The sequence below is a fragment of the Streptomyces sp. SID14478 genome (assembly GCF_010548525.1).
GTDB lineage: Bacteria > Actinomycetota > Actinomycetes > Streptomycetales > Streptomycetaceae > Streptomyces.
On record NZ_JAAGMG010000105.1, the window covers coordinates 1 to 10987 of the forward strand.

Genomic DNA, 10987 nt, shown 5'->3' on the forward strand with positions numbered 1-10987 from the left:
GCCCCCGCCACCGACACCGCCGCTCAGCCGGCCCGGGACGCGGGCGCCCGCTTCGGCGCCTTCCACCGCGCCCGCAAGGCCAAGGACGGCGACCGGCCCGCATAGGCATCGGCACCCGAGGACCCTCAACCCCCGCTCTACACCGTGAGATTGGAGGCACGGGCGGTGTCCGGCAACGCCGGACGCGGTTCCGCCCGACCCCGCCATGCAGACCACTGACACCAGCCTGACCTGGCTCCTGGAGAGCCTGCTGGAGCGCACCCCCGGCACCCGGCACGCCCTCGTCCTGTCCCGGGACGGCCTGAAGCTGTGCTGGAGCGAGCACTTGACTCTCGACCAGGCCGATCAGCTGGCGGCGATCTGCTCCGGCATCCAGGCGCTCGCCCAGGGCGCGTCGGTGGAGTTCGGGGACGGCAGCGGCGGCGTACGGCACTCGATGACCGAGTTCCACGGCGGGCTGCTGTTCATCGTGGACGCGGGCGAGGGCGCCCACCTCGCGGTCGTCGCCGCCGAGGACGCCGACCCGGGCGTGGTCGGCCACCAGATGACGGAGCTCGTCGAGCAGATCGGCGAGCACCTGCGGGCGGAACCGCGCGGATCCGCCACGGGGAGCGGCGCCTCGTGACGCGCCGGCCGGTGGACACCGGCGCCCCGGACCGGCTCTACACGGTCACCGGGGGCCGCAGTCGCGCCGACGACGCCTCGTTCGACCTGGTGACGCTGGTGGTCAGCGAGTGCGAGCCGGTCGCCGGGATGCAGTCCGAACACGTACGCATCCTCGAGCTGTGCCGGGCTCCGACGGCCGTCGTGGAGATCGCCGCCGAGCTGAGGATGCCGATCACCGTCGTACGGATCCTGCTCGGCGACCTGCTGGCCGGCGGCAAGGTCACCGCCCGTCATCCGCGTGCCGCGGAGGCCGTCGCGGCACTCCCCGATTCCGCCCTTCTCAAGGAGGTGCTCCATGGGCTCCGCAACCTCTGAACTGCCCGCGCACCGCACACCGCTCGGTGCCCTCGCGGACACCGGCCTGAAGATCGTCGTGGTCGGCGGGTTCGGGGTCGGCAAGACCACGCTCGTCCGCTCGGTGAGCGAGATCCGGCCGCTCAACACCGAAGAGGTGATGACGCAGGCCGGCGTCGGCGTCGACGAGACGACGGGTGTGGCGGCGAAGACCACCACCACCGTCGCCTTCGACTTCGGCCGCATCAGCCTCAACGACCGCATGGTGCTGTACCTGTTCGGGGCGCCGGGGCAGGAGCGGTTCTGGTTCCTGTGGGACCGGCTGTTCTCCGGGACGCTCGGCGCGGTCGTCCTCGTCGACACCCGCCGCATGGACGACTCGTGGTACGCGATCGACCGCCTCGAACACCACGGCACCCCCTTCGTGGTGGCGGTCAACCGGTTCGACGACGAGCCCGTGCGGCACTCCCTCGACGAGATCCGCCAAGCCCTCGCACTGCCCGAGCACGTGCCGATGGTCGACTGCGACGCCCGCGTCCGATCGTCGGGCAAGGACGTGCTCATCACCCTCGTGGACCACCTCTACGCACTGGCCATGGCCCAGGAGACGACACCGTGACGCAGCAGACCCCCGCTCCCTCAGGCCCACCGGCAGGCTGCCCCGCGCACGACGGGGCGGTCCCGCTCAGTGGCCTGGAGTACCAGCAGACGCCCTCCCAGCTGTACCGCTCGCTGCGCCGGGAGCACGGGCCGGTCGCGCCCGTGCTGCTCGACGGCGGCGTGCCCGCGTGGCTGGTGCTCGGCTACTCCGAGGTCAGCTACGTGACCGCGCACGACGAGCTGTTCGCCCGGGACTCGCGGCGCTGGAACCAGTGGGAGCACATCCCCGAGGACTGGCCGCTGATGCCGTTCGTCGGCTATCAGCCCTCGGTGCTGTTCACGGAAGGGGCGGAGCACCAGCGGCGCGCGGGGGTCATCACGCACGCCCTCGAGCAGGTCGACCAGTTCGAACTGGCCCGGGACTGCGCGCAGATCGCCGACCGTCTGATCTCCGCGTTCGCCGGCAGCGGCCAGGCCGAGCTGATGGACGCGTACGCGCACGCCCTGCCGATGGTGGCCGCGGTGCAGATGTGCGGGATGCCGCACGCGGGCTCGGACACCCAGGACCTGGTGGACGATCTGCGGATCTCGCTGGACGCGGCCGAGGGCGACGATCCGGTCGCCGCGTACGTGCGCGTCGGCGAGCGGATCCAGAACCTCGTCAAGGAGAAGCGGGAGCGTCCCGGCGCCGACGTCACCTCGCGGATGATCCAGGACGAGGCGGGTCTGACCGACGAGGAGATCGTCCAGGACCTGATCTCCGTGATCGCCGCGGCCCAGCAGCCTACGGCGAACTGGATCTGCAACACCCTGCGGCTCCTGCTGACGGACGAGCGGTTCGCCCTGAACGTCTCGGGCGGGCGCCTCAGCGTCGGTGAGGCGCTGAACGAGGTGCTGTGGCTGGACACGCCGACGCAGAACTTCATCGGCCGCTGGGCGGCGCGCGACATCCAGCTGGGCGGCCGGCAGATCCGCGCGGGCGACTGTCTGGTGCTCGGGCTCGCGGCGGCGAACACGGACCCGCAGATCTGGCCGGAGTCCCACGTCGGCGCGGAGAACGCGGCGCACCTGTCGTTCAGCAACGGCGAGCACCGCTGCCCCTACCCCGCCCCGCTGCTGGCCGATGTGATCGCGCGCACGGCGGTGGAGACGCTGCTCGACCGGTTGCCGGACATCGTCCTGTCCGTGGACCCGCGGGAGCTGACGTGGCGGCCGTCGATCTGGATGCGCGGTCTGACCTCGCTGCCGGTGAGCTTCACACCCGTGGTGCAGTGATTCCCGGTGCGGTGAGGGGCCGGCACCACGGGTGGGCGCCCTTCAGTAGTCGGCGTGCATGGCGGCGCGTACGTCCTTGAGGGTGGCGTCGGCGATCGCGTTCGCGCGCTCGTTCCCGGCCCGCAGGACGTCCCGGACCAGGCGGCGGTCCTGCGCGTAGGCGGCGCGGCGGGCGCGGATCGGTGCGAAGCGTTCGTTGACGGCCTCGGTGACGCGCCGCTTGAGGGCGGCTCCGCCCCCGTCGCCGAGCTCGTCCGCCACCTGCCGGGGGTCGCCGCCCTCGCACAGGGCCGCCAGCAGGACGAGCGAGGAGACCTCGGGCCGCCGTTCGGGGTCGTACGTGATGTGGCGCTCGGCGTCGGTCCTCGCGCCGCGGATCCGTCGGGCGGTCTCGTCGGCCGTGGCGGACAGCGCGAGGGCGTTGCCACGGCTCTTGCTCATCTTCGCGCCGTCGGTGCCGAGCAGCAGGGGCGCCTCGGACAGCAGCGCGTCGGGTTGCGGGAAGACCGGCGTTCCGTTGCCGTAGCGCTCGTTGAAGCGGCGGGCGACGGTGCGGGTGATCTCCAGGTGGGGCAGCTGGTCCTGCCCCACCGGCACCAGGTTCGCCTTGCAGAAGAGGATGTCGGCGGCCTGGTGGACGGGGTAGGTGAACATCAGTCCGCTGACGGCCGACTGCCGGGAGTGGGCGATCTCGTCCTTCACCGTGGGGTTGCGGTTCAGCTCGGCGACCGAGACGAGGCTGAGGAACGGCAGCAGCAGCTGGTTGAGTGCGGGTACCGCGCTGTGCGCGAAGACCGTGGACCGCTCCGGGTCGATGCCGATCGCCAGGTGGTCCAGGATCAGCTCCTCGACGTACTCGCTGAGGTTCTCCGCGACGTCCCGGTCGGTCAGTACTTGGTAGTCGGCGATGAGCACGAACGTCTCGACGCCGAGGTCCTGGAGTCTGACGCGGTTGTGCAGGGTGCCGAAGTAGTGGCCGAGATGGAGGCGTCCGGTGGGCCGGTCGCCGGTCAGCACCCGGAACCGTCCGGGTTCCGTGCGGATCAGCTGCTCCAGTTCGGCGCTGCGGTGCTGCGCCACGGAGGCACCGAGGGTGTCGACGGTGGTGGTCATGGTCTCTCCCGAAAGGTCACGGGCGCCCTGGGGACGGCCCGGCTTCCGGGGGAAGACAGAGAAAAGGGCCGTCCGGGGACGGCCCTTGTTCGTGCATGGCTGCGGCCGCCTCTAAGTGAGGCGCCACCAGCTCAGACACGAGAAACGCTGCATACGACGATGCTACACCGGGGAGCCGCCGCAGGTCAGGCCGCGAGCGGCGTGAAGCGGACGGGCAGCGTCTGCGGCCCCCGGGTGAACACGCCCTGCTCGACGGGGTCGAATCCGTCCGCGAACCGCACGTCGGGCATCGCGTCGAGCAGCTGGTTCACCCCGGTCTCCACTTCCGCCTTGGCGAGCAGCGCCCCGACGCAGAAGTGCCGGCCGAGGGCGAAGGCCAGGTGGTCGGCGGCGGCCGAGAACGCCGTCGTGGCGGTCAGGTCCTCGCGGAACAGGTCGAAGCGGTCGGGGTCCTTGTACCGGTTCTCGTCCCGGTTGGCGGCGCCGATCAGGCAGGTGACCGTGGCACCCGCGGGGATCGTCCCGCCGGTGACCTCCACGTCGACCGCGGACTGCCGCATGATCATGTGGACGGGCGGGGTGAAGCGCAGCGTCTCGGCGAAGGCCCGCGGGATCAGCGAGCGGTCCTCGCGCACGGCCGCCAACTGCTCGGGATGCATCAGCAGGTTGGCGAAGATGCTGGCGATGGCCTTGTCGGTGGTCTCGCCGCCGGCGGCGAGCAGCAGGCTGCAGAACGCCTTGATGTCCTCGTCGTTCATGCGTACGCCGTCGACCTCGGCGGCGCACAGGGTGGACAGCAGGTCGTCGCCGAGGTTCTCCCGGCGGGCCCGGATGATCGGGATCATGTACTCGGCGAACTCGACGCGGGTGCGCTCCCCCGCCGCGGCGACCTCGGGGTCGCCCGCCAGGTTGCCGAGGAAGGCGATGACGGCGGTGTACCAGCCGTGGAAGCGGGTGTGGTCTGCCTTGTCGAGGCCGAGCATGTCGGCGATGACGTTGACCGGGAACCGGGTGGCGTAGTCGTGCACGAGGTCGGCGGAGCCGGTGGTCCGGAACTGGTCTATGAGGTCGCGGGAGTTGCTCTCTATGACGGGGAGGAACTTCTCCTGGAGGTCGCTGCCGCGGAAGGCCGGGGCGACCAGCGCCCGCCGCACCGAGTGCTCGCGGCCGCTCATCTGCAGGATCGTCTTCCCGTGCACGGGTTCGATCTGCCAGTTGTAGTTGTCCGTGGTGAACTGCGCCTCCTTGTCCTTGAAGACGCGTTCCACATCGGCGTACCGCGAGACGATCCAGCTCTGCATGCCCTCGTGCCAGACGAGGGGCGCGGATTCACGCATCGCGCGGTAGACGGGGTAGGGGTTCGCGGCGAACTCCGGCGACAGGATGTCGGGGATCTGCGCGGTGGACATGGAGCTCCCTGAGTGGGTGACGGGCGTTGTGCCTCAGGCTATTGATCACCCGTCACCCGGAACAGCCCCCTCCACGCCGACAGTTGAGGGCTGCACCAATCAGGTGGCCGAAAACAGTCTCTACGGGGCCGGTCTCAGCCGTTGGGGAGGATGACCGCGCGGCCGTTGATCTTGCCGTCGTGCAGCAGCTGGTACGCCTTGGGAGCCTCGTCCAGCGAGAAGGTCTCGGTGTGCACGGAGACGGCACCGGCCCGCGCGAGGTCGAGCACCTCGATCAGCTCGCCGCGGCTTCCCCAGTACGGGGCGGTGACGCTGACCTCGAAGTTCGTCGCGCCGAAGCCGACCGGCAGCGTGCCGCCGCCGATGCCGACGAGGGTCACGTCCCCCTCGATCGCGGCGACCGCGCCCGCGGTCTCGACGGTGGGCTGGACGCCGACGAAGTCGAAGACGGCCTGTGCACCGCGCCCGCCGGTGAGCTCGCGCACCTTCGCGGCGGCCTCGGCGTTCGACAGGACGGCCTCGTGCGCACCGACGGTGCGGGCGAGGGCGAGCTTGTCCTCGGTGACGTCGAGGGCGATGACGCGGGCGGCGGCGGTCATGGCGCGCAGCAGCTGGATGGCCACGTGCCCGAGCCCGCCGGTGCCGATGACGACGGCGGTCGAGCCGGGCACGAGCTTGGGCAGCGAGCGCTTGATCGCGTGGTACGGAGTGAGGCCGGCGTCGGTCAGCGGGACGGTGGCGACCGGGTCGAGTCCGTCGATCGGCACGAGGTGGCGCGGGTCGTCGACGAGCAGGTACTCGGCCATGGAGCCGGGGGCGCCGAGGCCGGGCGGGCGGATGCCGAGCTCGTCGGCACGCAGGCAGTAGTTCTCCTTGCCCTGCGCGCAGTTGGCGCAGGTGCCGCAGCCCCAGGGGCCGTAGACGGCGACGGAGTCGCCCTCCTCCAGGCCGCTCACGCCCGCGCCGAGGGCGGCGACGGTACCGACGCCCTCATGACCGAGGGTGAGCGGCAGCTCGTACGGGAAGCTCTCCGCGGGCCAGCTCATGACCGCGATGTCGGAGTGGCAGACGCCGGCGGCGGTGACCTTCAGGAGGACCTGCCCCGGGCCGGGCTCCGGATCGGGGACGGTGACGACCTCGGGTGCGGACCCGACGGTCCGGTACTGAAGTGCCTTCATGGCTCGACTCCTTCGTCGCTCTCGCCGACCCCCGCTCCTCCACCGTAACCCCATCGCGTCTCAATGGGACACATGTCTCGATGGGACATGCGTCACGGGACAAAAAAGGACCCCGACCGTACGGGGGAGAACGGTCGGGGCCTTGGTTCAAAGTTTAACAGCGAACCAACCGTGCTGCGCACCCCCACCCGCATCGGGGTGGGTGAGGTGGGACACACCACCACAACAGGCGCACATGCCGCCTTCCATAGCTGCCCATAAGGTGACAAAGGCCAGAAAGGTTCCGCCTCCTCGACGGGAGAACTCGTGGCCGAACCGCAGTCCCTGCTCATCCCGCCCGCGAAGGCCGCCGTCTTCCTCGTGGTCACCATCGCGCCCGGCGGCGAGAACACGGTGCGCGAGACGCTCGAAGACCTCTCCGGCCTCGAGCGCTCCGTCGCCTTCCGCTCCCCCGACGACACCCTCACCTGCATCACGGGCATCGGCTCGACGGCCTGGGACCGCCTCTTCGACGGGCCCCGGCCGCGCGGGCTGCACCCCTTCCAGGCGCTCGCGGGCCCCCGCCACCTGGCTCCGGCCACCCCGGGCGATCTGCTCTTCCACCTCCGGGCCCGGCGCATGGACCTCTGCTTCGAGCTCGCCAGGCTGATCGTGGACCGGCTGGGCGCGGCCGCCACCGTCGTGGACGAGGTGCACGGATTCAAGTACTTCGACGAGCGCGACCTGCTCGGTTTCGTGGACGGCAGCGAGAACCCGACGGGCGGGGCAGCCTCGGCCGCGGTGCTGATCGGTGACGAGGACCCGGACTTCGCGGGCGGCAGCTACGTCATCGTGCAGAAGTACCTGCACGACATGGCGGCCTGGGAGGCGCTGCCGTCCGACGAGCAGGAGAAGGTCATCGGGCGCACCAAGACGGCGAACGTCGAACTGGCCGACGACGTCAAACCCGCGAACTCGCACGTCGCGCTGAACACGATCGTCGACGAGGACGGCACCGAGCGGAAGATCCTGCGCGAGAACATGCCGTTCGGCAGCCTCGGGCGCGGCGAGTTCGGCACGTACTTCATCGGCTACGCGCGCACGCCCGACGTCACCGAGCGGATGCTGCGCAACATGTTCCTCGGCGACCCGCCCGGCACCCACGACCGGATCCTCGACTTCTCGACGGCGGTCACGGGGTGTCTCTTCCACGTGCCGAGCGCCGACTTCCTCGACGACCTGCCCGACCCCGCGCCCGCCGCCGACGTCAGCGTCGGCTCGCTGGGCATCGGCAGCCTCAAAGGAGCCTTGAGCCCATGAGCACCCCCGCACCGAACACCAACCTGCACCGCGAACTCGCGCCGATCACCCCCGCCGCGTGGGCCGAGATCGAGGAGGAGGCGCGGCGTACGTTCCAGCGCCACGTGGCGGGCCGCCGGGTCGTGGACGTCACCGGCCCCGACGGCCCCGAGCTCGCCGCCGTCGGCACCGGCCATCTCGCGGACGTCACGCCGCCCGCGCCCGGCGTGACGGCACGGCTGCGCGGGGTGCAGCCCCTGGTCGAGCTGAAGGTCCCCTTCACGGTGAGCCGCGAGGCGGTCGACGACGTGGAGCGCGGGTCGCTCGACTCCGACTGGCAGCCGGTGAAGGACGCGGCGCGCGCCATGGCGTTCGCCGAGGACCAGGCCATCTTCGACGGGTACGCGGCAGGCGGCATCGCCGGGCTGCGCGAGCGCACCTCGAACCCGGTCCTGAGCCTGCCCGCCGAGCCGCGCGACTACCCCGACACCCTCAGCCGCGCCCTGACCGCGCTGCGGCTGGCGGGCGTGGACGGACCGTACGCGCTGCTCCTCGGGGCCGACGCGTACACGGCGGTCAGCGAGACGTCCGACCACGGCTACCCGATCGCCAACCACCTGAGCCGCATCCTCGACGGCGAGCTGATCTGGGCCCCTGCGCTGAACGGCGCGTTCGTCCTGTCCACGCGCGGCGGCGACTTCGAGCTGCGGCTCGGCCAGGACCTGGCGATCGGCTACTCGACGCACGACGCGAGCAGCATCGAGCTCTACTTCCACCAGACGCTGACGTTCCTGCCGTACACGGACGAGGCCGTGGTCGCCCTGCGGGCCTGAGCGCCGCGCACCGTAGGGGGACGCAGCGGCGCCGGTCACGGACGGCACGATTCCGGTCGCTGCGACGATCCTTTCCGGCCGCGTCGCCATCCGCTCCGCCGGTGGCGGCCGTGCGCCGATGCCGCCCGAGCTGAGCGGACGTCCCGCCACTCGAACGTGTACGAAAACCCCCGGCCAAGTACCCCGTCCATACGAACTGGCCGGTCTTCTTGTCGACCGCATAGGTGCTGGGGGCATCCAATGACGAAGGAGCGCGGAACGACCGGCTCCGCGCACGCGACGAGCACTGCGAGGCGATCCGATCCATGACGGAATCCACGACGGAACCGGCCCGCCAGGACCTTCACCCCACCCCCACGCCCCCCGCCATCTCCTTCCCGCAGGACCGCGGCTGCCCCTACCAGCCGCCCGCCGCCTACGAGCCGCTGCGCGAAGCGGGGCCGCTGGGCCGCGTCACGTTCTACGACGGCCGCCCCGTCTGGGCGGTCACCGGCCACACGCTGGCCCGCGAGCTGCTCACCGACGCCCGGCTGTCCAGCAACCGGGAGCGGGACGACTTCCCCGCCCCCACCGAACGGTTCGCGAGCGCGCAGAAGCGGCGCGTGGCACTGCTCGGCTTCGACGACCCCGAGCACAACACCCAGCGCCGCATGCTGATCCCGAGCTTCTCCCTGAAGCGCATCGCCGCGCTGCGCCCGCGGATACAGGAGACCGTGGACCACCTCCTCGACGCGATGGAGCGGCAGGGGCGGCCGGCCGAGCTCGTCGGGGCGTTCGCGCTGCCGGTGCCGTCGATGGTGATCTGTGCGCTGCTGGGCGTGCCGTACGCGGACCACGAGTTCTTCGAGGGACAGTCCCGACGGCTGCTGCGCGGGCCCGCGGCCTCCGACGTGGAGCGGGCCCGGGTCGAACTGGAGGGTTACCTGGGCGAGTTGATCGACCGCAAGCGGAAGGATCCGGGCGACGGGCTGCTCGACGAGCTGATCCACCGGGAGTCCGCGGACGGGCCGCTCAGCCGTGAGGAACTGGTCTCCTTCGCGGTGATCCTGCTCGTCGCCGGGCACGAGACGACGGCGAACATGATCTCGCTCGGTACGTTCACGCTGCTGCGGCATCCCGACCAGCTCGCGGCGCTGCGGGCCGGGGAGACGACCATGGCCGTCGTCGTGGAGGAACTGCTCAGGTACCTGTCGATCGCGGACGGTCTGCTGCGGGTGGCGACCGAGGACTTCGAGGTGGCCGGGCAGACGATCCGGGCCGGTGAGGGCGTCGTGTTCTCCACCTCGGTCATCAACCGGGACGGGGAGGCGTTCCCCGCGCCGGAGGCCCTCGACTGGGACCGCTCGGCGCGCCACCACCTCGCGTTCGGCTTCGGCATCCACCAGTGCCTGGGCCAGAACCTCGCCCGCGCCGAACTGGAGATCGCGCTGAGCGCCCTCTTCGAGCGTTTCCCGCGCCTGCGGTTGGCGGCGCCCGCCGAGGAGATCCCGTTCAAACCCGGCGACACGATCCAGGGCATGCTCGAACTGCCCGTGACGTGGTGAGCGCCGTGCGGGTGGAGGTCGACCAGGAGCGGTGCGTGGGCGCGGGAATGTGCGCGCTGACGGCGCCCGATGTGTTCACGCAGGACGACGACGGCTTCAGCGAGGTGCTCCCCGGCCGCGCGGAGGCCGCCGGCGAGCACCCGCTGGTGAAGGAGGCGGTGCGGGCCTGCCCGGTGGGCGCGGTGTCGCTGCGCACCGACGGCTGAGCGTCCGCCTCACCCCTGCGGCTGCGGCACCACCGCCACCGGGCACGGCGCGTGGTGCAGCACCGCGTGGGCGACGGACCCGATCCGGGCCCCGACGGCGGTACGGCGGGCCTGCCTGCCGACGACCAGGAGCTGGGCCCGTGGAGCCACCGACAGCAGGACCTGTCCCGCGCTGCCGATCTCCACGTGCTCGACGACGGGCACGTCGGGATAGCGCTCGCGCCACGGGGCGAGGGCCTCGCCCAGCGCCTTCTTCTCGTACGGTTCCATGCCGCCGGACTCGTCGAGGAGTTCCAGCGAGGCGGGGCTGTACGCGAACACCGGCGGCAGGCTCCAGGCGCGCACCGCCCGCACGGTCGCGCCCCGGGCGGCCGCCGTGCGGAAGGCGAACTCCAGGGCGGGGGCGCTGTCCTGGGGTTCGCCCTCCTGGCCGACCACGACGTCGTTCCCGGCCGCCTCCGCGGCGGCCCTGTCGTCCGCACGCACCAGCACCACGGGCCGCTCGGCCCGGGCGATGACCTGCTGGCCGACGGAACCGATCAGGAATCCGACCAGCGGGCCGTGGCCGCGCGAGCCCAGGGCGAGCACGTC

The 10987-nt window shown here is 71.5% G+C and carries 12 protein-coding genes; 8 read left to right on the forward strand and 4 right to left on the reverse strand.

Going from position 1 to position 10987, the window contains the following annotated elements; all coding sequences use genetic code 11:
* The first annotated feature begins 205 nt into the window (after window positions 1-205).
* The 4 genes from G3I40_RS04310 to G3I40_RS04325 are packed head-to-tail and all read left to right on the forward strand — an operon-like array spanning window position 206 to window position 2835.
* Window positions 206-625, forward strand: a complete 420-nt coding sequence (locus G3I40_RS04310) for a roadblock/LC7 domain-containing protein (protein ID WP_164300812.1) — start codon at window positions 206-208, stop codon at window positions 623-625.
* Window positions 622-981 carry a DUF742 domain-containing protein gene (locus tag G3I40_RS04315; protein WP_164300813.1) on the forward strand — a complete coding sequence of 120 codons (360 nt, stop codon included), beginning with the start codon at window positions 622-624 and terminating at the stop codon, window positions 979-981. Before G3I40_RS04310 ends, G3I40_RS04315 begins: the two co-directional genes overlap by 4 nt.
* The gene (locus G3I40_RS04320; RefSeq protein ID WP_164300814.1) at window positions 962-1579 is read left to right on the forward strand and encodes an ATP/GTP-binding protein; all 618 of its coding nucleotides are present in this window, start codon (window positions 962-964) and stop codon (window positions 1577-1579) included. Before G3I40_RS04315 ends, G3I40_RS04320 begins: the two co-directional genes overlap by 20 nt.
* On the forward strand, window positions 1576-2835 hold the full coding sequence (locus G3I40_RS04325) for a cytochrome P450 (protein ID WP_164300815.1): 1260 nt from the start codon (window positions 1576-1578) through the stop codon (window positions 2833-2835). The genes G3I40_RS04320 and G3I40_RS04325 overlap by 4 nt, the downstream gene beginning before the upstream one ends.
* Window positions 2836-2877: 42 nt before the next feature.
* Here G3I40_RS04325 and trpS read toward each other — a convergent pair whose 3' ends face one another.
* The 3 genes from trpS to G3I40_RS04340 all read right to left on the reverse strand — a co-directional run bounded on the left by trpS (window position 2878) and on the right by G3I40_RS04340 (window position 6535).
* Window positions 2878-3948, reverse strand: a complete 1071-nt coding sequence (gene trpS / locus G3I40_RS04330) for a tryptophan--tRNA ligase (RefSeq protein ID WP_164300816.1) — start codon at window positions 3946-3948, stop codon at window positions 2878-2880.
* Window positions 3949-4133: 185 nt separating this feature from the next.
* Entirely contained in the window at window positions 4134-5357 is a 1224-nt protein-coding gene (locus G3I40_RS04335) for a cytochrome P450 (protein WP_164300817.1), read from the reverse strand.
* A 134-nt stretch (window positions 5358-5491) separates the two neighbouring features.
* A complete protein-coding gene (locus tag G3I40_RS04340) occupies window positions 5492-6535 on the reverse strand; it encodes an NAD(P)-dependent alcohol dehydrogenase (RefSeq protein WP_164300818.1) in 1044 nt (347 codons plus the stop codon).
* Window positions 6536-6841: 306 nt separating this feature from the next.
* On the opposite strand from G3I40_RS04340, the gene G3I40_RS04345 reads away from it, so the two are divergent.
* The 4 genes from G3I40_RS04345 (at window position 6842) to G3I40_RS04360 (ending at window position 10396) form a co-directional block, all read left to right on the forward strand.
* Window positions 6842-7834, forward strand: a complete 993-nt coding sequence (locus G3I40_RS04345) for a Dyp-type peroxidase (RefSeq protein ID WP_164300819.1) — start codon at window positions 6842-6844, stop codon at window positions 7832-7834.
* Window positions 7831-8646 (forward strand): family 1 encapsulin nanocompartment shell protein, encoded by an 816-nt coding sequence (locus G3I40_RS04350; protein WP_164300820.1) that lies wholly within the window; start codon window positions 7831-7833, stop codon window positions 8644-8646. Before G3I40_RS04345 ends, G3I40_RS04350 begins: the two co-directional genes overlap by 4 nt.
* 305 nt (window positions 8647-8951) lie before the next feature.
* Entirely contained in the window at window positions 8952-10190 is a 1239-nt protein-coding gene (locus G3I40_RS04355; protein WP_164300821.1) for a cytochrome P450, read from the forward strand.
* Window positions 10187-10396, forward strand: a complete 210-nt coding sequence (locus tag G3I40_RS04360) for a ferredoxin (protein WP_343244822.1) — start codon at window positions 10187-10189, stop codon at window positions 10394-10396. The genes G3I40_RS04355 and G3I40_RS04360 overlap by 4 nt, the downstream gene beginning before the upstream one ends.
* 9 nt (window positions 10397-10405) lie before the next feature.
* Here the strand turns inward: G3I40_RS04360 and G3I40_RS04365 are convergent.
* On the reverse strand, window positions 10406-10987 hold a 582-nt coding region (locus G3I40_RS04365), incomplete at its 5' end, for a universal stress protein (RefSeq protein ID WP_164300822.1).